Annotated in this window: 23 protein-coding genes; 1 reads left to right on the top strand and 22 read right to left on the bottom strand. The window is 59.7% G+C overall.

The features are described from left to right. Positions 1–5: 5 nt before the first annotated feature. From VL197_16015 to VL197_15925, 19 genes are all read right to left on the bottom strand, one after another. Positions 6–395: a hypothetical protein gene (locus tag VL197_16015; protein ID HUJ19492.1), complete on the bottom strand. Its 390-nt coding sequence runs from the start codon at positions 393–395 to the stop codon at positions 6–8. Between the two features lie 25 nt (positions 396–420). After that, positions 421–1011 carry a hypothetical protein gene (locus VL197_16010; protein HUJ19491.1) on the bottom strand — a complete coding sequence of 197 codons (591 nt, stop codon included), beginning with the start codon at positions 1009–1011 and terminating at the stop codon, positions 421–423. A gap of 13 nt (positions 1012–1024) precedes the next feature. Next, entirely contained in the window at positions 1025–2197 is a 1173-nt protein-coding gene (locus VL197_16005) for a prepilin-type N-terminal cleavage/methylation domain-containing protein (GenBank protein HUJ19490.1), read from the bottom strand. Between the two features lie 30 nt (positions 2198–2227). Next, on the bottom strand, positions 2228–2692 hold the full coding sequence (locus VL197_16000; protein ID HUJ19489.1) for a prepilin-type N-terminal cleavage/methylation domain-containing protein: 465 nt from the start codon (positions 2690–2692) through the stop codon (positions 2228–2230). Further along, entirely contained in the window at positions 2667–3275 is a 609-nt protein-coding gene (locus VL197_15995) for a prepilin-type N-terminal cleavage/methylation domain-containing protein (protein ID HUJ19488.1), read from the bottom strand. Before VL197_15995 ends, VL197_16000 begins: the two co-directional genes overlap by 26 nt. A gap of 341 nt (positions 3276–3616) precedes the next feature. Further along, entirely contained in the window at positions 3617–4171 is a 555-nt protein-coding gene (locus tag VL197_15990; GenBank protein ID HUJ19487.1) for a prepilin-type N-terminal cleavage/methylation domain-containing protein, read from the bottom strand. A gap of 121 nt (positions 4172–4292) precedes the next feature. Beyond that, on the bottom strand, positions 4293–5132 hold the full coding sequence (gene amrB, locus VL197_15985; GenBank protein HUJ19486.1) for an AmmeMemoRadiSam system protein B: 840 nt from the start codon (positions 5130–5132) through the stop codon (positions 4293–4295). A 94-nt stretch (positions 5133–5226) separates the two neighbouring features. Next, a complete protein-coding gene (locus tag VL197_15980; protein HUJ19485.1) occupies positions 5227–6009 on the bottom strand; it encodes a cyclic nucleotide-binding domain-containing protein in 783 nt (260 codons plus the stop codon). Between the two features lie 119 nt (positions 6010–6128). Further along, positions 6129–7511, bottom strand: a complete 1383-nt coding sequence (gene dnaB, locus VL197_15975; protein ID HUJ19484.1) for a replicative DNA helicase — start codon at positions 7509–7511, stop codon at positions 6129–6131. A gap of 110 nt (positions 7512–7621) precedes the next feature. Further along, positions 7622–8068, bottom strand: coding sequence for a 50S ribosomal protein L9 (rplI, locus tag VL197_15970; protein HUJ19483.1), 447 nt, complete (start codon positions 8066–8068; stop codon positions 7622–7624). 107 nt (positions 8069–8175) lie between these two features. After that, the gene (locus VL197_15965) at positions 8176–9411 is read right to left on the bottom strand and encodes a diguanylate cyclase (GenBank protein HUJ19482.1); all 1236 of its coding nucleotides are present in this window, start codon (positions 9409–9411) and stop codon (positions 8176–8178) included. Then, positions 9411–12083, bottom strand: coding sequence for a DNA mismatch repair protein MutS (mutS, locus tag VL197_15960; GenBank protein HUJ19481.1), 2673 nt, complete (start codon positions 12081–12083; stop codon positions 9411–9413). Before mutS ends, VL197_15965 begins: the two co-directional genes overlap by 1 nt. Positions 12084–12181: 98 nt before the next feature. Next, positions 12182–12985, bottom strand: coding sequence for a uracil-DNA glycosylase (locus VL197_15955; GenBank protein HUJ19480.1), 804 nt, complete (start codon positions 12983–12985; stop codon positions 12182–12184). A gap of 49 nt (positions 12986–13034) precedes the next feature. Then, positions 13035–13886, bottom strand: coding sequence for an NAD(+)/NADH kinase (locus tag VL197_15950; protein ID HUJ19479.1), 852 nt, complete (start codon positions 13884–13886; stop codon positions 13035–13037). 122 nt (positions 13887–14008) lie between these two features. Further along, on the bottom strand, positions 14009–14479 hold the full coding sequence (gene tsaE, locus VL197_15945; GenBank protein ID HUJ19478.1) for a tRNA (adenosine(37)-N6)-threonylcarbamoyltransferase complex ATPase subunit type 1 TsaE: 471 nt from the start codon (positions 14477–14479) through the stop codon (positions 14009–14011). After that, on the bottom strand, positions 14479–14937 hold the full coding sequence (locus VL197_15940) for a CBS domain-containing protein (GenBank protein ID HUJ19477.1): 459 nt from the start codon (positions 14935–14937) through the stop codon (positions 14479–14481). Before VL197_15940 ends, tsaE begins: the two co-directional genes overlap by 1 nt. A 94-nt stretch (positions 14938–15031) precedes the next feature. Beyond that, positions 15032–16585, bottom strand: coding sequence for an NAD(P)H-hydrate dehydratase (locus VL197_15935; protein ID HUJ19476.1), 1554 nt, complete (start codon positions 16583–16585; stop codon positions 15032–15034). Between the two features lie 25 nt (positions 16586–16610). Further along, positions 16611–17015 (bottom strand): holo-ACP synthase, encoded by a 405-nt coding sequence (acpS, locus tag VL197_15930; protein ID HUJ19475.1) that lies wholly within the window; start codon positions 17013–17015, stop codon positions 16611–16613. Between the two features lie 16 nt (positions 17016–17031). After that, a complete protein-coding gene (locus tag VL197_15925) occupies positions 17032–17748 on the bottom strand; it encodes a pyridoxine 5'-phosphate synthase (GenBank protein HUJ19474.1) in 717 nt (238 codons plus the stop codon). 169 nt (positions 17749–17917) lie between these two features. Here VL197_15925 and VL197_15920 point away from each other — a divergent pair, with 169 nt between their 5' ends. Continuing rightward, positions 17918–19090 carry a flagellar assembly protein T N-terminal domain-containing protein gene (locus VL197_15920; GenBank protein ID HUJ19473.1) on the top strand — a complete coding sequence of 391 codons (1173 nt, stop codon included), beginning with the start codon at positions 17918–17920 and terminating at the stop codon, positions 19088–19090. Between the two features lie 100 nt (positions 19091–19190). Here VL197_15920 and VL197_15915 read toward each other — a convergent pair whose 3' ends face one another. The 3 genes from VL197_15915 to VL197_15905 form a co-directional block, all read right to left on the bottom strand. Then, entirely contained in the window at positions 19191–20090 is a 900-nt protein-coding gene (locus tag VL197_15915) for a tetrahydrofolate dehydrogenase/cyclohydrolase catalytic domain-containing protein (protein HUJ19472.1), read from the bottom strand. Positions 20091–20161: 71 nt separating this feature from the next. Further along, positions 20162–20638 (bottom strand): hypothetical protein, encoded by a 477-nt coding sequence (locus VL197_15910; GenBank protein ID HUJ19471.1) that lies wholly within the window; start codon positions 20636–20638, stop codon positions 20162–20164. Between the two features lie 52 nt (positions 20639–20690). Then, positions 20691–22298: a glycerol-3-phosphate dehydrogenase/oxidase gene (locus VL197_15905; GenBank protein ID HUJ19470.1), complete on the bottom strand. Its 1608-nt coding sequence runs from the start codon at positions 22296–22298 to the stop codon at positions 20691–20693. Positions 22299–22432 lie beyond the last annotated feature (134 nt).

Genomic DNA, 22432 nt, shown 5'->3' with positions numbered 1-22432 from the left:
TCACGCTATTGACCGACAGCCCTTAAAACCTGAACGAGCGGGCCTTTATCAGTGTACAGGTATTCATACTTGACCTTCACGGGATATTGAAGGTCGTCCATCTTGACCCGCTTGCCGTTCACATCGAATACCTTGGTCGTCCGGTTGATTATATATCCTCGGCGATCGATAAAGACCGCTTCGTCTGCTACCGCTGTCACGATGCCCTCGGCCTTTACGACGCGATCCTGCCCAAATGAAGTCTGCAGGGATGACCACATGAGCACCAGGGACAGTATCATCATGACCGGAAGCAGCCGGTGCGCCAGCCAATCCTGGCCGACAAGGGCACGGAAAGGCACCGCATCACATCCTGATTTTTCGTTCATGGCCCGGCCTTTTATCAGCTCTTTCATATCAACATCCTCCTGTCCTGTCTCATCAGTTAAAATAGCGGTACAGAATGGAATTCTCGCATTGAGTATTATTCGGCCCCGTGACCTTCAGGTCTATCCTGAATATCTCGGAAGTGCCGTTCCCGCCTCCAGCATAGCCCCTCGGCGGGAACTCGGCACTGTATCCTCCTGACCGGGCGATGGCCGTCATGTTGATATTGACCAAGGCCTGATAGATCGTGCCAACGGCCCCCGGCAGCGTGAGACTCATGGTGCAAGGCGTGGATTGAGTCCCCACGGCATAGGAGAAGTTATAGTTTTCCCCACTGCCGGAGCAGATTGCAGGAACACCGGCCGGAGGGCTGTCAGAATGCATGATGGCGTCTTTCATGATCTCAGCAAGGCCGTCCGCGGCTTCGCAGGCAGTGGCGTACCGTTTGCCTACCCCGGACATGGTCGTCGACTTGGTGGCAAAATACAGCATCCCCGTGATCAGCACGAACACCGCGACGGAAATAATGATGGCGGTGACCAGCGCAAAGCCCTGCTGGTTCTTGAGTGCTGATTGACCTAGGGTACGTTTCAATCGTATCCCGATTTCTTCCAGGCGCTCGCTAGTTCGGGTGTTCTGCATCATCGATACTCCCTCTTCATCCTCGAATATTCCTCGGCGTAACTACTATGGTTAACACTCTCCACCGGTATTGCCGCTGAGCTGCGCTTAGTTGAAAATCCCTGCCCGTTGCACCGCCAGCAAGGCCTAATTCACCGACCCTGATCTTGTCCGGAGCCGCGGCATTCGGATCGGGATTTACATAGTTATAGGTCAAGTCCTTGTTCCCCTCCTGGACCAGGATGTATACCCGTATCTGTTTCAAGCGCTGGTTCAGCTCCTTTGGCGTATATGCCGCAGCCTTGTTGACACCGCCATTGTCCCAGTAATTGATCGGATAATTCAGCGCCTTGGATGGATCGAGGCTCGCAATGTTGTCCGTAAGCCCGAAAGCGACCTGAAAATCCAGCACGCAGCTTATGACCGGGTCTCCGCCTGTCGGATTGTTGGATGTCCTGCTTTCCGCCCGCAAAAGGCTGTAAGTCCCGGGAGCGCAGTAGGATGGATTATTCGTAATTGATCCCAGGGAATAGAGAACCGTGTAATAAGGAAATGTTGCGTCCGTCTCGCTCGAAGTATTGAGGCCGTAAAATACATGCCCGGTCTGGAGAGACGTAAAGGACGTGCTGGGCGAGCTCTTGACCGTAGGCATGTTGCCCTGACCATTGTACTGAAAATACCATTGGCCGGCCTGGGTTAGGATCGTCTTGCCGCTCGTTCCCGAGGGATTCGTGATAATGATCCTATCGCCGGAAATGAGATTCTCCCGGGCGTCGGTGCTGCTGGAGAACGTAAGCGTCGGCGCTGTCGCTGTAACATCGGCCCACTCCTGCGCGGCCCGGGAGCCGATGCCCAATGCAGTTCCCTGCGTCGTCAACTTGTCGGATCCGCCAGGACCCGTTCCCTCTGCTGCGCTGGCCGCCCGTGCTGTAAACCCGGTCGTCCCATAATCATCCATGATGCCGTATCCCGCCATGATGAGGTCGCGCTCGATGAGGTTCTTTGCGATCCCCAGTTCCATCGAGGACTCCGCCACGCGATATTCCTTTACCTGCTGGCTGAACTGGACGTCATACACCTTGTACAGGCCGACGATGACGGTCGCGAAAATGGCCAAGGCAATGACCAGCTCGATCAGCGAAAAGCCGCGATGGGTCCTGATGGAATTGACTAATGCCGAGGCCGGCTTGTTCACTGTTTGAATCATCATTCGCTCCTGCCCTCCGGACCGGCTGCTTCCTTACATTCCTGACGAGTGCTTAAACACTAACGCCGAGTTGGTGAAGGTCTGGCCTGTTTTCAGATTTTGATAGCCGACATTGACCTCTATCTGTTTGACCGTGGAGGTCGTGTCCGTAACGCTCCACTGGATATTGAAAGACTGAGATGTTCCTCGTATAGATTGCTGGATCTTCGGGAACCCCCGGCTGTCCTGATTGGCGGAATCGCCCGCGATCCGCGAATGCGTTCCTGCGGACAGCAGCGGGTCTACGGCAGAATCCGGAGTAGTCGGGATAGCAAGGAGGGCCTCGGCGGTCTGGTTGGTGACCCTCACCGCGGCGCCTCGCATGTCATTCGCCAGATTGGCGTTCATCGACATCATCATCATGGTGACCAGAGCCATCATGGAAACCATAATGATCACGATGGCCATCATCATCTCGACCAGGGTAAATCCCTTATTTTTCGTTGCAGGTTGTCCCATCCCAGGACCCCTCTCTGATTTTGTTGTTGCTTACATTGATGCAGTATGATGCTAGCGATGGCCACTGTACAACGAAGACTATGGGCGATCCCCCCAGGCTGGTCCAGTCGTACTTATGCGCCATCCCGAGATGATCGAATAGCACGATAGTGCTGGTAGGAGCGGTAAAGAGCTGGACATTGTTCGGAAGAGTCACCGTAGTGGAGAGGTACTCCTCGGGTGTGCTGCCGGTGCAGCTGGTACTGCTGTATATGTAGTCCTGATTGCAGTCATTGAACTTGAAGGTCACATACTGGCTCGAAGACACAAGCCGGATGCCTGCCCCCCGAATGTATTGCATGGCATCCATTGTGCCGGAGGGTCCCGTGCTCATGGCGTCCATTCTGACGCCTTGCAGATCGCCCAACAGTCGTTTTGAGGCGCTCGACACACGCTCCCTGCGAACCAGGTCCATGCTCTCCATCGAGATCGCAGCCAGTATGCCGATGATGGCCACTACCACGACGACCTCGACGAGGCTGAAGCCCCTTTCGTCCTTTATACCGCGTCGTAAATCGTACATTCTATTAATAAAAATGTTCATTCTGACCTCAAGCTTTGCAATGCGAATGCCATACAGCAAATACGTCTTTTCAGCATGTTAGCCAGGCAAGACTAACCCTGGAATGTGCTGTTGTTCCTCAGGTATGTAATGAAATACATACGCAAATCCATCAGCATTTTTTTTCAATTTATTACGATATACGACATAGGAGGAAAGCCGCCACAGTTGCCTACGGAGAGGAGAGAAAAAAAAGAAGCCCCGTCACAGAGAATAGCAATCCATGCCGGGGCGCAGATTCATGCGGTATGAAAGATAAGTTTTCGGATGGGGTGGACCGTTACCGGTTTCGATTTCTCATTGCATGCCTATAAAATAGCTTATCACATAGTACACTCTCCCCCGTTCCATCGGCCCTCGATGACTCTGCTCGCGCTTATCTTGATGCAATGGACCATCCCCGGGGTTGCTGAGTCGCTCACGATAACCGTTATACCGCCCACGCCTCCCGTTTCCTGACGCGACCTGCCGAAACGATCGAAGATTCTGACTTCATTGCTGATGTCCGTTTTTAGGTCGGATTTGTTCAGAATGACCGTTCCCGGCAGGGTACGAAGAACCGGGTTCGCCTCCTCCCGCGTCCCGCCCGGGCAGGTGCCTGCATCATAGTTGAAATCATTATTACAGTCATTAAACTGAAAGACAGCGTATGATTTGGAAGAAGCGAAACGAATGCCAAAGCCTCTCGAATCTTGCGTCATGGCATCCATTCTCGCATGCTGAAGGTCCGCGAGGAGCTGTTTGGCTGCGCCCATGACCTGACCTCTTCGGATAACGTCCCTCCCGACCGATGTGAACCCGACCAGTATGGCTACAATAGAAATCACGACCATCAGTTCTACCAGGCTGATCCCGTTCTCTTTCCTGATCTTCATCATGAACCTCCTTAACAGGGGTATGTATCATGATGAAGATTACGATAAGAGGGTAGCGCTAAAATGACGGTATGCTATTATTTTTTGTTTTTACCTATATTTACGGCAATAAGAAGGAGGGAGATTACGAAACGATGATACCGGCATACCCCACAACCCGATCAAAGTCCCCGCTCACCTCCCCGGAGTTGGTATATTTTACCAGGTCGGCCCGGGTGGCGCCGAGTTCGTTGCAGGCGGTCAGCATCGCGACGGCGGGACCGTAGCCGCACATGGTGATACCGTATTCTCTGATCGTGCGGTAGAGGCCTGCGGGGTCGCGGTTCAGGATCTGCTTTATTGCTTTCTGGTCTTTCTCCTTTGCAATTGACGCCGCTTCATAGTGGCTCATGTCGGAACTCGCCACAATGAGGACATTGCCCGATCTCTCGTCCTTCGTCCCCTGTCTCTCGCTGCCCATCCGGTCCCTGATCGCCCCGGCCACGGCCCGGCCCAGTTCAAGGCAGGTCTCAAGCCTGGTGTCCATCATCTGGATGGGCACCATGGAGAAGTCTTTCTTAAAGTACTGGATGAACGGGAGCTGGACCTCGAGAGAATGCTCATGCAGGTGGGCCAGGGAGTCTTCGCGGATGCGGGAGGATCTCGACAACAGTATGCCGGCCAGAGCCTCGTCGATAGCAACGGTTCCGAGCGGCGTTTCCCAACTGCCCCTGGCCATGATCGAGATTGGCGCGCCAAGACCCGTATGGTTCGGCCCGATCAGGATAAAAGTGTCGGGCAGATCCAGCCGTGAGTAGACCGCCCCTGCCACGGTGCCGGAATACATGAGACCGGCATGGGGGGAGAGGATGCCCAGTGCCCGGACTTTTTCGGCTGCGGGGACAACAAAGGACTCCACCTGCTGCCTGAGCCCTTCAGCCGTTCCCTTATAAAACTGTCCTGCAACCGCCGGATGACGGCGCATAGGCACCTCATCGTGTGTGGACGTTACTTGTTCGGCTCCTGAACCTTTTCTTCCCGCCGAAGAAACCACTCGGCCTGCGCGACGGTGCCGAATACTACAGAGCGCCTTTCATTTTTTCCATGGTGCCCTTCACGCGTTCCTCGTAATAGTTCTGCAGCACTTCCTTGACGCGGGGCCACTTCTGGATCACGTCCCTGAGATCCTCCTCGGCCACCTCGAGCAAATCGGTCGGCTCCGCCGCCTCGACCGTAGCGGTCCGGGGATTCCCGGTCAGGAAGGCGATCTCGCCGAAAAAATCGCTCGCCTGGAGCACCGCGAGATCGACGCGCTTGTTCTGGATAGAGGAATAGACCCTTACCGATCCCCGCGTGACGATGTAGACGGAGCTGCCTGCCTCCCCCTCCCGGACGATAGGCTTGCCCGCTGGGACGGTATGGATCATCATGCGCTTCGTGAACTCGTTGAACTCCTCCTGGGTCAGGTCGGAGAACAGCGGGATCACGCTCCGGGTGGGCTGCGCTTCTCCTTCCACGGTCGGTTCGAGCTTGAGCTCAGAGACTGTCTTGTTCGAATGCAGGCCTTCCATCCTCTGCTGGGCCTCCCGGTTCCCCGGATCGAGTCGCAGCGCCAGCTTGTACTGGGCCAGGGCCCTGACCACGAACCCCTTCTCGGCATAGAGGTGGGCGGCGGTCATGTATTCTTTTATGGCTTCCGCTTTCTGATTCAGTTTCTGGCGTGCATCGCCGATCCGGACCCGCACGATGGGGTCGGGGTCGATGGCAAACAGCTTCTCCATCTCGGCAATGGCCGATTTCCACTCGGCCTTATCAATATACTTCTGCAGCCTATCGGTGATTGCCGCCTTTTCCGAAGCCAAGGAAGCCCTCCTGAAATTGCATATCCTCAACTACAAACAACATCCCGTCACGACGTTACCATACTAATTTGGAGCTGATGCTTATGGATAATCCAACGCCTGGCAGCCGGTGCTTCTTTCTAGAACCGCTTTTCCGCGTTCTCGAACCGCGTATACCGGTTGATGAACGTCAGGTCCACCTTACCGATGGGGCCGTTTCTCTGCTTGCCGATGATAACCTCGGCCACGCCCCTTCTTCCGCAGAGGCATTCGCCGTCGTGGGGGCACTCGCATTTGTTGTATACCTCGTCGCGATAGATGAAGAGGATCACGTCCGCGTCCTGTTCGATCGCGCCGGATTCACGGAGGTCCGCCAGCATCGGCCGCTTCTCCCTCCCCGGGCGAGTTTCCACGGCCCGGTTCAGCTGGGAGAGTGCGACCACGGGTATCTGGAGCTCCTTGGCGAGAGCCTTGAGCGAACGGGAGATGTTGGAGATTTCCTGCTCGCGGCTGCCCTCGTCTCCCCTTCCGCGCATGAGTTGGAGGTAGTCCACGATGAGCAGGTCCACTCCCTGGTCCGCCTTGAGCCGTCTTGCCTTTGCCCGCATTTCGAGCACGGAGATGGCCGCCGTGTCATCGATGAAGATGGGCGCTTCGGCGAGACGTCCGGCAGCGTTCGAGAGCGCCGGCCAGTCCCGCTCGGAAAGATGGCCCGTCCGCAGCCGGTGCGCGTCCACCCGCGACTCGGAGCCGAGGAGCCGGAGAACGAGCTGCTCCTTGGACATTTCCAGGCTGAAGATCGCGACCGATTTCCCCTTGTCGATCGCCGCGTGGGCCGCGATGTTCAGGACGAAGGCGGTCTTGCCCATCGACGGCCTCCCGGCAATGATGATCAGGTCGCTCGGCTGAAAGCCGGACGTCCGCTCGTCGAGGTCCACGAACCCCGTCGGGAGGCCGGTGACCATTTCCTTCCGTTCGTAGAGCCGTTCCACGATTGCGAAGCTGTGCCCTACGATGTTCTTCATGGACACGAAGGAGTCCCTGATCTTGTTCTGGGCGATCTCGAAAATGGACTTCTCCGCACGGTCGAGCAGTTCGTCGATGTCGATCGTGCGGGCGTCGTCGTAGCTCTGGGTGACGATGTCCGTTGCGGAATGGATGAGCCTGCGCAGGACCGATTTCTCACGTACGATCCGTGCGTGGTTCTTGATGTTCGCCGCCGTGGGGACCATGCTGACCAGGGCCGCGAGATAGGACGCGCCGCCGATCGCCTCGAGGCCCACCTTCCCGCGCAGCGCGTCGGGCAGCGTGACGAGGTCGATCGCCTCACCCGACTCGAACATGTCGATCATGACCTTGAATATCCTGCGGTGGGCGTCCTTGTAGAAATCCTCGGGCGACAGGAGCTCCACGACCTTGTTCATAGCGTCATTCTCGATCATGATGGCGCCCAGCACCATCTGTTCGGCTTCGATGTTCTGCGGGGGGAGTTTTTGAAGGGAGATTTCGGTCTCAAGCGCCATGGTTCATCTCCACGTACATCGGGGGAATGGAAAAACGAAGGCTGGTGTGGATCCACCAGCCTTGAGAGTAGGACGTGTCAGGAAGAAAGCGAGGAGCGTGTACGCTCAGCCTATTCCGCAGCCGTGACGGACACCTTGAAGTCGGCGGTCACGTCGGCGTGGAGTTTCACGGTGATCGTGTATTCGCCCACTCGCTTGATCGGCTCCTCGAGCACGATCTTTCTCTTATCGATGGTGACGCCCTTGGCCTTCGCCGCCTCGATGATGTCCATGGGCGTGACGGAGCCGAAGAGCTTGCCTTCCTCGCCGACCTTGGCCTTGATCTCGATTGACAGGCCCTTGATCTGGTCGGCATCGGCTGCCGCTTCCTTTTTCAGCTTGCGAAGGCGGTCGGCAACCATTTTCTTCGCATGCTCCATGGCATGGACGTTGTCCGGCGTGGCCTCGATCGCTTTTTTCCCTGGCACCAGATAGTTCCGGGCGTACCCGTCCGCAACCTTCACCAGGTCGCCGATCTTGCCCAGTTTATCAATATCTTCCCGAAGAATCACCTGCATCGCTGGTTCTGCTCCTTTCAAATGCGGAATAGAGGGACGATATTACCAAAACCTGGTCAGGGTGTCAATGGGAAATTCGAGAACCGGCCCGGCCTGCTGCAGCCGGATCAGAAGCGCGGCAGCCAGTCCACCCGGTCCCTGCCCGCATCCTTTGCCCGGTACAGGGCGTCGTCGGCCCGCCTGATCAGGTCATCGATGGACGCATCGCCCGCCTGGATTTCGGTAACTCCCATGCTGATGGTAACCTGCACGTCATCCATCATGGTTTCCTTGACCTGCATCCGGATCCGCTCCCCGTAGTTCCAGGCCTGTTCAAGACTGGTAGCGGGCAGAATGATCAGGAACTCTTCCCCTCCGTACCGGCCCGCGATGTCGTAGGCCCGCGCCGTGCTCTTCAAAAGACGGCCCACTTCCTTCAGGACGCCATCGCCCTTGAGATGTCCGTAGCGGTCATTGACGTTTTTGAAATGGTCGATATCGGCAATGATGCAGGACAGGTTTGTCTTCAACCGGGCGCTTTTTTCAAACTCCTCGCCGAACCGGTCCAGGACATGCCGACGGTTGTACAGTCCGGTCAATTCATCAGTGATCGCGATCCGCTCTATCTGCTGCCGCGCATCGGCAAGTTTCTTGATGAGCCGGGCCATGAAGACGGCGATAAGACCCAGGAGCATCGCCGTGCTCGTGATCCCGAAAAAGAAAATCCAGAATGTGTTCGTCTTGATTTTTTTCTGCAGGTCTTCGATATCGAAGGTGATGCTGATGCCGCCGCGGACATCTCCCAGCCGGTAGTCCTGGCGGCCGTGACACTGCAGGCAGCTTTCATCCACGTACAGCGGAGCCATATACCGGAAGGAACTCCGGCCGTTGCTGTTTTCTACCTTGCTCATCTCCTTCAGATTTCCCCGTTCAAATTCACGCAGGGCCTCCGTCTCAAAAACATCGGCTGCGTTCCCGGGGTTCAGGAGCTTCAAGCTCGTGATATGGAACCGGAACAGGCCTTCCCGTGCGGCGTACTCCGATATCTCGCGGGTCATGAGCGCCGGGTTCCGGAGGGTGAAGACCTTTCCCTCGGAAGTCCTGATGTCCGGATCTTCGAGATAGGGATTGGAGCTTACCCCGGGCCTCTTCTCCACGTACACACCGCCGTAATTGGCGTTCCATTTTCTGGTCAGCACGATCGTGTTGAACAGGACACGGGCCTGGATCAGGTTCTCCTCGTTCATGAGCTGCCGCGTGCGGAAGGCCATATCGAGAAAGATGACCGACAGCACCAGAGCCGTGACCAGGCCGGTCGAGAGTATGAAGTTCCGGTAGATTTTCCTTTCCCGGGCAACCAGCATCAGGAGTCACCCTCCACCTTTTTCTTCAGTTCATGGAGCTTGTTCATCGCGTCCAGGGGCGTCATGGCATCCAGGTTCAGGTCGGCGATCTCCTTGAACAGGAGCCCGGCCTCGGTCGCGAACAGCCCGAGCTGGGGCTGTGGCGCATCTGCCCCTTCGCCGTCCTTCCCGTTCCCTGGTGCTTTCGGCCCGCCCCCCGCGCCCGTTCCCGGGAGATGGGATGCGGCGACCGGCTCTCCCAGCTCGTTGAACTCCGCCTGCTCAAGGTTGGCAAGCACTTCCTTCGCCCGGTCGATGACCGACGCGGGAAGCCCGGCGAGCCGCGCAACCTGGATGCCGTACGATTTGTCGGCGCCGCCCTCGACGACGCGCCGCAGGAAAACGATCTGGTCGTTCCACTCCTTGATGGCCACGGTGCAGTTCTTCACGCGGTCCATGGTCAGCGCCAGTTCCGTTAGTTCATGGTAGTGCGTCGCGAACAGCGTCCGCGCCCTGAGCCTGGTATGGATATGCTCGGCAACAGCCCAGGCGATGCTGATGCCGTCAAATGTGCTCGTGCCCCTTCCGATCTCGTCAAGGATGATCAGGCTCCGGTCCGTGGCGTTGTTCAGGATGTTGGCGGTCTCGTTCATCTCGACCATGAACGTGCTCTGTCCTCGTGCGATGAAGTCCGATGCGCCGACGCGGGTGAAGATCCGGTCCACGATCCCGATCTGCGCTTCCCGGGCAGGGACGAAGCCGCCCATCTGCGCCATGAGCGTGATCAGTGCCACCTGCCGCATGTAGGTGGACTTGCCGGCCATGTTCGGCCCGGTCAGGATCATGATCTGGTTCTCCTCGCAGTCCAGCACCGTGTCGTTCGGGATGAACCGCTCCTCCACGAGCTGTTCGATGACCGGATGCCGGCCTTCCACGATCTTCAGGAGGTCGCCTTCGAGGATTATGGGCCTGGCGTAACTGTTCCTGGCCGCAGCCTCCGCCAGGGATGCGAGGCAGTCGATGACCGCGAGCCTTCCCGCCATGTCCTGGACCCTGACCGTGGACGCGGCGACGTTGTCCCGAACCTGCAGGAACAGCCGGTATTCCAGGTCGAGAATTTTCTCTTCCGCTCCGAGGACCTTCTCCTCAAACTCTTTGAGCTCCGGCGTGATGAACCGCTCCGCGTTCGCCAGGGTCTGTTTCCGGATAAAATCCTGCGGCACGTTTGCGAGGTTCGCCCTGGTTATCTCGATATAGTAACCGAAGACCCTGTTGTAGCTCACCTTGAGGGAGTTGATGCCGGTCCTCTCCCGCTCTCGCTGCTCGATGCCGGCGATCCAGCCCTTGCCTTCGGAGCTGATGGACCGGAGTTCGTCGAGCTCCGCGTTGAAACCCTTTTTGATCAGCTTTCCTTCCCGCAGCGCATAGGGGGGATCGTCGGAGACGGCCCTGTCGATGAGCTGGAGCACCTCCTGAAGGTCGTCCCAGTCGCCGGTCATCGCGAAGATCAGCTTCGCCATGCAGCCGGCGAGGTGCTCGCGGATCCGGGGAAGGGCGGTGAAGGACTGCTTGAGCGCGAGCAGGTCGCGGGCATTGGCCGCGCCGAGCGAGACGCGGCTGATCAGCCGTTCGAGGTCGTAGACGGCCCCGAGCGCGGTGCGCAGGTTCGCGCGGAGCTGGTGGTCGTTCTTGAACTCGGCCACGGCGTCGAGACGGCGCTCGATCTCCCCGGCGTCCCGGAGCGGGTTCAGCAGCCATTCGCGCAGCTTCCTGCCGCCCATGGAGGTGACCGTGTGATCGAGCACCGAGAGCAGCGTCCCCCGGGATGAGCCGTCGAACATATTCTTCACGAGCTCCAGGTTCCGCGAGCACGACGCATCCAGCACCATGTGCTCCCGCGCCAGGTACGGCTTGATCCTCCTTATGTTCGCAAGGCCCGTCTTCTGCGTTTCCCCGATGTACCGTATCGCTGCGCCGGCCGCGGAAATGCCCGCCTTCATGCCGCTGCAGCCGAACCCTTCGAGCGAGGCTACCTTGAAGTGATCGAGGAGGGTCCGCAGGGCCGTGTCCCGGTCGAACGTCCAGTCATCATAGGCATTGACCGCCTGCGTGTACTGCCGGAGGAGGGACGCCAGCCCCGCTTCGATCTGGACACCCTCCGGCAGCACGATCTCCCGCGGCGCGAACCGGGCGAGCAGGGTGTCCAGTTCCGCCAGGTTGGACCTGCCGGCGACCTCCGCCATGAAGAAATCACCCGTGGAAATGTCGAGGAAGGAAAGCCCGAAGCCGTCCTTTGCAGGAGAGAGCGACGCAAGGTAGTTGTTGTCCTTCGCGTCGAGCAGGTTCGCGTCGAGGACCGTGCCCGGGGTGACGACGCGGATCACCTCGCGCTTCACGATCCCCTTGGCGAGCTTGGGGTCCTCAACCTGCTCGCAGACCGCCACCTTGAAGCCGCGCCGGATGAGCTTCGCGATGTACCCTTCGGCGGCGTGATAGGGAAAGCCGCAAAGCGGCGTCTCGACGCCCTTCGACTTGTTCCGGGCGGTGAGCGTGATCTCCAGGATCTTCGAGGCGGTCACCGCGTCCTGGTCGAACATCTCGTAGAAGTCACCCATGCGGAACAGGAGGATCGCATCGAGATGCTGGCGCTTGATCTCGCGGTACTGCTTCATGAGGGGGGTTAAGTCGGACATAGTGAAAACTGAGGACAGAGCGCAGGAGACAGTCTCCCGGAAACACTCTCCTTTACGTCAGTCTGGCCGCTGGCCAGTGGCGCCTGAACGGAGGGACATTATTCTTTCGCCGCGATCCCCAGCTTTGCCATCACCTTTTGAATGTCTTCCCAGACGAGCCTCTTGTCCCTGGGATTTCTGAGGAGATATGCCGGGTGAAAGGTCGGCATCAGCGGTATCCCTTCGAAGGTCTGCCATTTCCCGCGAAGCGCGGTGATCCCCTTGTCCGTTTTCAGCAGCGTCTTCACGGCGATGTTTCCGAGCGCGATGATGACCCGGGGGTGGATCGCCTGGACCTGTTTTCTGAGGAACGGCGCGCAGGCGTCGATCTCGTCCGTCTCGGGGTTCCGGTTATCCGGCGGCCTGCACTTCACGATGTTACAGATATAGACATCCTCTCGTCTCAGCTGCATTCCCTTTACGATGATGTCCGTCAGGAGCTGGCCGGCCGCGCCCACGAAAGGCCTTCCCTGCTCGTCTTCTTCCCTGCCCGGTCCTTCTCCCACGAAAACGAGCGCGGCAGCGGGGTCCCCCTCCCCGAACACGATCGTCTTCCGCCCCGTGCTCAATCTGCACCGGACGCACTCGCCGAGCTCTTCGCGAACGGCGGCGAGTGCTGAAGCCTGCGTACCCGATCCACCCGCTTCCGGCGTGTTCAGCGGTGGGGGCTGGGCCGCATTCCCTTTGACAGCGGCCGGCGCGGAAGGACGGGAATCGCTCTTTGCAGGAGTCGCGGCCCCAGCATCAACGGCCGGAAGAATCGGGACCCCTGAAACCCCCAGCGCGCGCTGATACTCGAGATGCGACCTTATCTGCGTTACAATTTCCAGAAAATCGCGCCGGCTGTCATTCATGGAACGCATGCCATCTCTGCTTGCCCTGAACGGTGGACTTCCCACGATGCATTTCGGTTCAATTCCCCCACTTCAGCTTGGTCCTCAGGATCTCGTAATAGCTCTTCGCGGGGTGCTTGATCAGCCGCATCCTGAACCGGGACTTCTTGATCTCCACGATGTCCTTCGGGAGCAGGGGAAACCCGATCTGACCGTCGAGCGTGAGGGTGACGTCTTCACTCGGCGATATCAGGCAGACCGTCACGACGACGTTGTCCGGCAGGGCGATCGGCCGGTTCGAGAGCGTGTGGGGGCAGATCGGGGTCAGTACGAAACAGTGGATTGTCGGATAGATGATGGGCCCGCCGGCCGAGAGGGAATAGGCCGTGGAGCCCGTAGGTGTCGCGACGATCAGACCGTCGGCACGGAAGGTCGTCAGGTGCCCTTCGTTCACGGATACCTTGAGCTCCATCATGCGGGCGAGCGCCCCCTTGTTCACGACCGCGTCGTTCAGCACGCGGTACTGGGACACACGGTCGCCCCCGCGGATGACGCTCGCGGTGAGCATGATCCGGTCCTCGGTTGCGAGACGGCCCGCTATCGCCTTTTCCAGGTTGTCGTACAGCTCGTCCAGGGACACCTCCGCCATGAACCCGAGGCTCCCCAGGTTCACGCCGAAGATCGGCACATCGCTGTGGGCATCGGCCACGTGGCGTGCGGCGGAGAGGAGCGTGCCGTCCCCGCCGAGCACGATGATCATCTCGACGAGCGAAGGGATGGACGCCGCCTCGTGGCCGCGCATCCTGATGGCTTCGGCGGTGACGGTGTCAATAAATACCTTCTTGCCGCGTGAATCGAGCCACGCAGCCAGTTTCCGCGTGGCCCGCTGCGCTTCCGGAATGTTCTTTGCGATGATTCCGATCTTTTTCATTGGATACCGGGGAGAACAGCCGGGAGATCAGGAATGGCCACGGGCCGCACGCAGCGCGCTAAGCACGGCCTCCAACAAGATTTTCTCTAAGATCCCTATGGCCTCAGTGGCTAAAGAGCTTGTCATGTTCCCAGCTCCTGCTTCAGGGTATCGACCATCCTCCGGTACCGCTCGCCTTCGCCGAGGAACCCTATCTCGCGGCGCTGCTCGTCAACGTACGTGAGGTATACACTGAGGCGCTCCGCCGGGAGTTCGTCCTCGGCCCGTTCGGCCCACTCGATCACGGCGGCGCCGCGGGAACCGATGTACTCTCCGAACCCGATGTTCTCGAGCTCTTCAGGACCCTTCAGACGGTACAGGTCGATATGGTAGAAGGGCACCCGCCCCTGGTATTCGTTCACAAAGGTGAACGTGGGGCTAGTCACATACTGCGTTTTTACTTCGAGCCCGAGGGCGATGCCGTAGGAGAAGCTCGTCTTGCCGGCCCCGAGGTCGCCGTAGAGGCAGACCGTATCCCCGGGCCCGAGCAGCGCGCCCAGCCTCTCTCCGATCCTCCACGTCTGTTCCGGGCTCCCCGTGACCACGCTGAACATCACTCCGCCCGCATGGCCACGGCCCTGACCACGTCGCGTTTGCCCACGATGCCCGCGACCTTGCCGCCCTTCACGACCGGGAGGATATGGACCTTCTTTTCATCCATGATCGTCGCAATGTCCACGACGGACGCGTCCTCTGCAATGGTGATGACCTTGCGCGAGCAGATGTCTTTGACCTGGGTCGCGGCGAGCCGTTTGACGTCAGCCTCGAACTTCTTCGAGCTTTCGAGGTAAATGGCCGCGTCCAGGAAACTGATGACCGTGGGGATGTGGAGCCTCTTGTTCCTGCTTATGAGGTCGTTCTCGGTCACGATGCCGTAGAGCGCGCCGGCATCGTCCACGACAGGCACGCCGCTGATCTCGTTCTTCATCAGCAGGGCTGCCAACTCCTCGATCGAAGTCTCAGGCTTGACGGTGACAACGTCCTTCGTCATGATGTCTTTCGCGGTAAGCATTGAATCACCTCAGAAAAAGATTAATAACCACAGGTGAGCACAGGTACACACGGATGCGATCAGTTTTTTGTTTTATAATCTGTGTCCCTCTGAGCTAATCTGTGGCTTCCTGAGCAGTATTCTTCATCGCCTGCGGGATCTTTTCGATCAGGTCTCCGGCGATCATTCCCGCCTCGCCTTTTTCCTCTGCCGCAAGATCGCCTGCCAGACCGTGGAGATACACGCCAAGACATGCCGCCTGCTCGGTGGCATATCCCTGCGCCAGGAGACCGCCGATCATGCCGGTGAGCGCATCGCCGGTGCCTCCCGTAGCCATGCCGGGATTGCCCGTCGAATTCACGAAGGCCCGGCCATCCGGGAGCGCAATCACGGTGCCGGCTCCCTTCAGCACCAGCGTGACCCTGTATTGTACCGCGAACTGCGCGGCAATGCCGATTCTGTCTTTCTGCACATCGGCAGCGGACAGTCCGGCCAGCCTGCCCATCTCGCCCGGATGGGGCGTCAGGATGAAGGGAGCCTTTGCCTTTTTGAGAATATCCCGGGAGCCGGCGAGTGCGTTCAATCCGTCTGCATCGATGACAGTGGGAACCGCAAGCTCGCGGACAAAGCTTCTCACCATCTCGGTCGTTTCGTAGTGGGTGGAGAGCCCCGGCCCGATGGCGCAGGCGGTCATCTTCGCGGCTGTCTTGAGCAGTTCGAGTCCTGCTTCGATCCCGATCGTGCCGTCGATGCTCTCGGCGGATGGAACGCACATGGCTTCCCTGACCTGCTGCTGGATGATCGGGATGAGGCTGTTCGGCGCAGCCACGCTGACCAGGCCCGCGCCTGCTCTCAACGCGCTCTGAGCCGCCATCACGGCCGCGCCTGCCTTGCCCGGCGAGCCGGCTATGACCAGGAGATGGCCGAATTCTCCCTTGTGGGAGTCAGGGTCCCTGCGGGTCAGCATTCCCCAGCACGCGCCCCTGTCCAGCAGGAACAGGTTGCTCTTTTCGGCTTCAATGACCTCCGGCGGGATCCCGATATCCGCGACCCGCAGGGTCCCCGCATGGGCCGCTCCGGGATGCAGCACCAGACCGCGCTTCAAAAGCGCCATGGTCACGGTCAGGTCCGCCCTCACTGCGGACCCCATGACCGCTCCCGTATCCGCGTTGATGCCCGTGGGGATGTCCACGGCAACGACCGGCTTTCCCGATGCGTTCATCAGTTCCACGGCAAAGGCATAGGTTCCCTTGAGCGGCTGCGAGAGGCCCACGCCGAGCAGGGCGTCCACAATGATATCGGACCAGGCGACCACATCGGCGACAGCCTGCGTCGCCGCGTTCTGCCGGATCTCCACATCCATCTTGCGCAGGATGGAAAGGTTGACCTTCGCTTCGCCTGCAACCGCGCTGTACGGCGCGAGCAGGGCGACCCGCACCGGCACACCCCGGATGCGGAGCCTCCGCGCAAGCGCCAGGCCGTCTCCGCCGTTATTGCCCTTGCCGCAGAGGATGCCGACGCGGATTCCCGCGAGGCCATCAAAGAACTCCTCCATCCCGGCCATGACCGCCGCCGCAGCGTTCTCCATCAGAACGGGACCGGGGATGCCGAAGTCCTTGATCGCCCTGCGATCGATATTCTTCATCTGTTGTGCAGTGACGATCGTCATGGCATTGAACTGAATTTTCTTATTCCTACCCCACCAGCACTACCTGGGCCACGGCGTACCCCTCGTCATGGGAATAGCTCAGCAGAACCTGCTTCACGCCTTTCAGGTCCATGAGGTCCTTCACCCTGCCCGAGATGTTCACGATCGGGCCGCCGCCTTCGCCGTGGAGGACCTCCATGTCGGTCCACTTGACCCCGGCGCTCCAGCCGGTTCCGATCGCCTTGAGCACCGCTTCCTTTGCCGCGAACCTGCCGGCATAATGCTGCGCCGAAAACTTCTGTTTCGCACAATACTCACGCTCCCGTTCGGTAAAGACCCGTTCGAGGAAGCCGGGATGGTTCCTGCCTGCCTTGTCAATGCGGTCGATCTTGACGAGATCGACGCCGATGCCCACGATCATGTGCCCCCCGGGATGCTGCGAATTTACCATCGGCAATGCATCCGTTTCAGTCTGCAATCAATGCCCGCATCTCCCTCACGGCCCGGTCCATTCCGACCAGCGCGGCACGGGAGATGATGCTGTGGCCGATGTTCAGTTCCTCTACCTCGGGGAGGGACGTTATCTTCCGGGCATTCACATAGTTCAGGCCGTGCCCTGCCCCGACGCGCATGCCCAGGCTCGCCGCAAGCGTTGCGGCCTCGGCGATCCTGGCGAATTCGGCCTCGCGCTCCTTCTCGTACCGCGCGTTCGCGTACGCGCCCGTGTGAATCTCCACCCAGTCCGCGCCTGCCTTCTTGGAAGCCGCGATCTGCCGCTCATCGGGGTCCACGAAAAGACTGACGATGATCCCCGCCTGCTGGAGCGGCCCGATGAACTCTCTGATGAACTCTGCCCGGGAGGCGACCTCGAGGCCACCCTCGGTCGTGAGCTCTTGACGCTTTTCGGGAACGAGCGTCGTGATGTCCGGCTTCACGCCGAGTGCGATTCGCTGCATCTCAGCGGTCGCGGCCATCTCCATGTTCAATTTCGTCTGCACGATCTCCCGCAGAAGGCGGAGATCGCGGTCCTGCACATGCCGCCGGTCTTCGCGCAGGTGGGCGATGACACCTTCGGCCCCGGCAAGCTCGGCCAGCACGGCCGCCGCAACGGGATCAGGCTCGCTCCCTTTTCGCGCCTGCCGGATCGTCGCGATGTGATCGATGTTCACGGACAGCCTGGACAAGATACCGCACCCTCCTCGTTTCGTCTTCTTCCAGATTCTATCATCTCTCCGCCAAAATATCCAGAACATTCACGGACCTGGGGCATGGTACCGTCCTGATCCGCCGCGGTCTTGACCGCAATGGACCACTCTGTTATAGTACGTGCATGCAAAAACGGGAGGTATCCTCATGCGTAGCCTGCATCTGTCATTGATGGCTTTATTCCTTGCCCTCGCATCATCCACTCCTGCGTTCGCCCAGGAGATCAAGACCGTGACTGCCGAGGGCGTTGCCGCGGTCCAGCAGGGCGCCGTCGACATCGCGCGCGACGCGGCGATCGAGGACGCCCAGAAGCGCGCTGTCGAACAGGCCATCGGGATCGTGATCGATTCTCAGACCCAGGTCGAGAACTACCAGTTGATCAGCGATAAGATCCTTTCCCAGGTCAAGGGATATATTACACGATACAATGTGGTCGGCGAGAATCAGGACAGCGGGCTTTTGCGCGTACGCGTCACGGCCGACGTGTCCATGGGCAAGCTGAGCGACGATCTCTCCGCCATCGGCATCCTCATGAGCCAGATGCACAAGCCCAGGACCATGATCATGGTCGCCGAGCAGAACATCGACGGAAGCGTGAACGCCTGGTGGCTGGGTGTGCGCGGGGAGACGGACCTGAACGTGGTGGAGCACGCGTTCATGGACACGTTCACCGAGAAGGGGTTTGAATTCATCGATCCCGCGGTCGCGTCGAAGGAGATCAGGGTGACGGCCCCGTACCGGGTGCAGGACCTGACGGCGACCCAGGCGAAAATGCTCGGGAAGCAGGCAGATGCCGAAGTGGTGATCATCGGCAAGGCCGTCGCCAAACTGTACGGAGAGGTCGGGGGCGGGTTGAAATCGGTGCAGGCGGACCTGACCGCCCGGGCGGTCAGGACGGACACGGGCCAGGTCATCGCAACCGCGATAACCCATGCGGCGGCAGTTCACATCTCGGAGATCAGCGCCGGGACCGAGGCGCTCAAAAAAGCGGCCAACCAGGCGTCCGATGAGATGATGACCAAGATCCTCGCCCTCTACTCGAGGGAAGTGGGCGGCACCCGGCCGGTCGCGATCACGGTGAGCGGCCTGACCAAGACGCAGTTTGTGAAATTCAAGGACGTGCTCAGGAACCAGGTGCGCGGCATCAAGGACCTGCATGAGCGGAGCTTTGACGGTACGACGGCGAAGATCTCCGTTGACTCAAAGACGGGCGCGCAGCAACTGTCGGACGAGCTCGTGCTCAGGGATTTCGGGACCTTCTCGGTCGAGGTCGTGGGATCCACGGCGAATTCGCTGGAATTGAAGGTCTCGCCGAAGTAACGAAGAAGAGCACGGAAGCCGGATGACCGCTATCAGCGTAGAGCTTGATTCTCTCATCCGGAGTCTGTCTTCTCTTCCCCCTGCTCGGCCTCTGAACTTCCTACCCCACCCCAACCATCCGCTTGGCTGAGATCACCGTGTTCTTGAGCAGGATCGCGATGGTCACTGGCCCCACGCCGCCGGGCACGGGCGTGATCAGGGACGCCTTGTGCGAGACGGCGCCGAACTCCACATCGCCGACCGTCGTCCCGTCGGCAAGCACGTTGATCCCGATGTCCACCACCACGGCCCCTTCCTTCACCATGTCGGCCTTGATCAGGCCGGGCCGGCCCGTTGCGCTGCACAGGATGTCCGCCTGCCTCGTCTCGAGGCCGAGGTCCTTGGTCTCGCGGTGGCAGACCGTGACCGTTGCCTCCCGGACGAGCATCATCATTGCGAGCGGCTTGCCCACGGCGAGGCTCTTGCCCACGATCACGACCTTCTTCCCCCTGACCTCAACGCCGTATTGTTCCAGCAGGCGCATCACGCCATAGGGCGTGCACGGCAGGAAGGTCGACCGGACCGAGAGCGTGAACCCTGGCTCGAAGAGCTGGTCCGTGGATTCATCGGCCGACAGCCTGCCCACGGAGATCGCGCCCTGTCCATCAGCGTCCTTTTCCGGCGCGATGGCGTTCACGACCTTCCGGGTGTCGATGTGCCGCGGGAGCGGTAGAAAAACGAGGATCCCGTTTGCGCGCTCGTCATTATTCAGCGTCTTGATCAGGTTCAGGATCTCATTCAGCGTGGCCGTTGCCGGCATCGTGTGGTTGAAGATGTCGATGCCCGAGCGGGCCGCCGCGCTCTGGATCGCCTGATAGTACATCAGGGAAGATCTATCCTCCCCGACGAGCAGGAGGGCGAGGCCCGCCCGAATGCCATGCTTCGCCAATCTGTCCGTCTCCGCCTTTACCGTTGCCAGAATCTTTGCGGAGAGCTCGACACCCTTCATCAGTTGCGACATAGTACCTCCTCACGAGAAAAAAGATCAAGAGACGGGCATGGCCCCCCGACTTATCCTGAATGCGGCATGATTCATTTGACGGTTCCCGTCGGGAGGGTAGAGCCCGCCCCTTCCCGGATCTCCGGATGGCGGATCTGACCGCCGAGATTTGCGGTGAAGCCCACGACGACGGCAGTGATCAGCGCCGCTACGAGGACCAGGAACGAAACCCATTTCGGTATCGCGCCTTTTCGACGCAGGAGGAAGAGACCGGCAAGGGACATTGCACCGAGGATCTCCACCAGGGTGAGCGCGATATCAGCCGCCTCTTCATGCCTGCCGATGTATCCTTCCGTCACACCCGGCAGTTTCTTGACCGTGTCCTCCGCGGCCTGACCGCTGAAGAAGACGGCGGGCGTCATGAGGGCAAGGAGCACGAAGAGAGCAAGGCTCAGGGCCAACACTTCCCCGCTTTTTCTTACCATTCCGTAGACAAGCAGGAGTATGACTCCCGGGACGCCGATGACCGGTACATGGTTGATGATGAGATGCAGATGCGGCCAATTCATGATAGCTCCTTTCCGATGTACAGGGTCCTGGGCCGTTCCCGCCGGCCAGGCGTCACGCTTTCAGGCAGACGCGATCCTTGTCCAGGTCCTGGAGAAAGCCCCCGACCTGCTGTTTTGTTTCGTCCTGGTTCCAGTCAAATTCCCGGGCAGCGACAGCAGCCAGCTTTTCGATCCGGTCTGTGCCGCGCGCCCCGGTCATCCCCGTATGCATCCTGCGCAGCACGACATCGGAGAGCGTCCTCGCACCCTCTTCCCGGATGCTGTACAGGACCTGCGCGTAAATGTCCCTGCTCCCGGGCGAGACCTCTTCACGCAGAGCCGGGTCCCTGCCGGCAAGGTCCAGCACGCGTTCGGTCCGCGAGCCATAGAACCTGATGAGGTGCGATACCGTTTCGTTGTCGACCGCGTACCGCGCCGCCAGGTCCGGCACCGCCTGTGCCACATATTCATCATAGGGCAGGGGCAGGCCGCCGGGAAAGGGCCGGGCATCCGTCAGGCAGGATGCTTTCACGCCGAGCGCGGTACAGGCGGTGTCCACGACATCCTTTGCCATGGCGCGGTACGTCGTCAGCTTGCCGCCGGCGATCGTGATGATCCTGTTGTTCCGGCCTTCCCGGATCACCCGGTGCTTGCGCGATATTTTTGCTTCGCTCGTGCCCGCGAACGCGAGCGGACGAATGCCCGCGTAGGTGTACAGGATCGCTTCCCGCCTGATATTCAGGCCGGGAAGCACCCGCCTGCTCTCGGTGAGCAGATACTCCACGTCGTCGCGGTCTGCGTGCACTTCGTCAAGGTCGCCGTCGTACCTCGTGTCCGTTGTCCCGATGAGGGACCAGGAGTCCAGCGGTATGATGAAGAACATCCTGTTGTCCCGGGATGCAACGAAGAGGGCCTGATCGGAGAGCTTCGGCAGCACGAGATGGATGCCTTTTGTCGGGAAGATGATCCTGTGTTGGTCGATCTTCCCCGCCCTGCGGACGCTGTCGATCCACGGACCGGCCGCATTGATCAGGACCTTTGCGCGGAACGTGTATGCCTCGCCATTCAACTGATCCCGGGCGGTGACGACCACGCCGCTGTCCGTCTCCTCGATCCGTTCGGCCCGGACGTAGTTCCGGACCATGGCGCCCGCTTCCCGGGCGGCAATGATGTTTTCCAGCACGAGCCGCTCCGGCATCAGGATCTGGTGATCGTAGTACCGTGCGCTTCCCGTCAGACCACTGCGGTTCAGGCGCGGCTCGAAGGCGAGCGTCCTGTCCCTGTTGGAGGTGAAATAGTGGGGGATGTCCCGTTCATGGGACAGCAGGTCATAGAGGTGGATGCCGAGGGAAATGACGGCCCTGCCGCGGGGGTCGTCCCGATAGATGGGAATGACAAGCGGGATGGGGCGGATCAGATGGGGCGCCATGCGCCGGAGGATCGCCCGCTCCCGTAATGACTCGGCGACCAGATCGATCTCGAAATTGGCAAGATACCGCAGGCCGCCGTGGATCAGCCGCGTCGTCTTGGACGTGACGCCCGAGGCGAAATCGCCCTTTTCCAGGAGCAGGCACGACAAGCCCCGGAGCGCGGCGTCCCGCGCCGTCCCCGCCCCGGTGATGCCGCCCCCGATCACGACGATGTCGTATACGTTTTGTTCCGGTCTTTCGATGGCGGACACAGGATTCCTTCACGTCCGGCAGCAACAGGAGAACGCCTCACGCGGCCTGGCCGGACAAAAAAGAAATTGTTCTCGCAGCGGCGATACATGCTCTGAACCTGGCATCCGCTTTTCACCACGAACGTTGCGGGCTT

The sequence above is a fragment of the Nitrospirota bacterium genome (genome assembly GCA_035516965.1).
Lineage (GTDB): Bacteria > Nitrospirota > UBA9217 > UBA9217 > UBA9217 > MHEA01.
This window is presented reverse-complemented; position numbering and strand designations above follow the sequence as displayed.

What these genes read in the sequence shown, in the direction of transcription:
- tsaE (HUJ19478.1), bottom strand. Translation starts at nt 14,479, where the DNA reads ATGTTCAGCGTGGTCACGGGGAGCCCGGAACAGACGTGGAGGATCGGA.
- amrB (HUJ19486.1), bottom strand. Translation starts at nt 5,132, where the DNA reads ATGCGCCGTCATCCGGCGGTTGCAGGACAGTTTTATAAGGGAACGGCT.
- VL197_15910 (HUJ19471.1), bottom strand. Translation starts at nt 20,638, where the DNA reads ATGAATTGGCCGCATCTGCATCTCATCATCAACCATGTACCGGTCATC.
- VL197_15965 (HUJ19482.1), bottom strand. Translation starts at nt 9,411, where the DNA reads ATGCTGGTTGCCCGGGAAAGGAAAATCTACCGGAACTTCATACTCTCG.
- VL197_16015 (HUJ19492.1), bottom strand. Translation starts at nt 395, where the DNA reads ATGAAAGAGCTGATAAAAGGCCGGGCCATGAACGAAAAATCAGGATGT.
- VL197_15915 (HUJ19472.1), bottom strand. Translation starts at nt 20,090, where the DNA reads ATGTCGCAACTGATGAAGGGTGTCGAGCTCTCCGCAAAGATTCTGGCA.
- dnaB (HUJ19484.1), bottom strand. Translation starts at nt 7,511, where the DNA reads ATGGCGCTTGAGACCGAAATCTCCCTTCAAAAACTCCCCCCGCAGAAC.
- VL197_16000 (HUJ19489.1), bottom strand. Translation starts at nt 2,692, where the DNA reads ATGGGACAACCTGCAACGAAAAATAAGGGATTTACCCTGGTCGAGATG.
- VL197_15950 (HUJ19479.1), bottom strand. Translation starts at nt 13,886, where the DNA reads ATGAAAAAGATCGGAATCATCGCAAAGAACATTCCGGAAGCGCAGCGG.
- mutS (HUJ19481.1), bottom strand. Translation starts at nt 12,083, where the DNA reads ATGTCCGACTTAACCCCCCTCATGAAGCAGTACCGCGAGATCAAGCGC.
- VL197_15990 (HUJ19487.1), bottom strand. Translation starts at nt 4,171, where the DNA reads ATGATGAAGATCAGGAAAGAGAACGGGATCAGCCTGGTAGAACTGATG.
- VL197_15940 (HUJ19477.1), bottom strand. Translation starts at nt 14,937, where the DNA reads ATGCTTACCGCGAAAGACATCATGACGAAGGACGTTGTCACCGTCAAG.
- rplI (HUJ19483.1), bottom strand. Translation starts at nt 8,068, where the DNA reads ATGCAGGTGATTCTTCGGGAAGATATTGATAAACTGGGCAAGATCGGC.
- VL197_15920 (HUJ19473.1), top strand. Translation starts at nt 17,918, where the DNA reads ATGCGTAGCCTGCATCTGTCATTGATGGCTTTATTCCTTGCCCTCGCA.
- VL197_16010 (HUJ19491.1), bottom strand. Translation starts at nt 1,011, where the DNA reads ATGATGCAGAACACCCGAACTAGCGAGCGCCTGGAAGAAATCGGGATA.
- acpS (HUJ19475.1), bottom strand. Translation starts at nt 17,015, where the DNA reads ATGGTAAATTCGCAGCATCCCGGGGGGCACATGATCGTGGGCATCGGC.
- VL197_15955 (HUJ19480.1), bottom strand. Translation starts at nt 12,985, where the DNA reads ATGCGTTCCATGAATGACAGCCGGCGCGATTTTCTGGAAATTGTAACG.
- VL197_15995 (HUJ19488.1), bottom strand. Translation starts at nt 3,275, where the DNA reads ATGAACATTTTTATTAATAGAATGTACGATTTACGACGCGGTATAAAG.
- VL197_15935 (HUJ19476.1), bottom strand. Translation starts at nt 16,585, where the DNA reads ATGACGATCGTCACTGCACAACAGATGAAGAATATCGATCGCAGGGCG.
- VL197_16005 (HUJ19490.1), bottom strand. Translation starts at nt 2,197, where the DNA reads ATGATGATTCAAACAGTGAACAAGCCGGCCTCGGCATTAGTCAATTCC.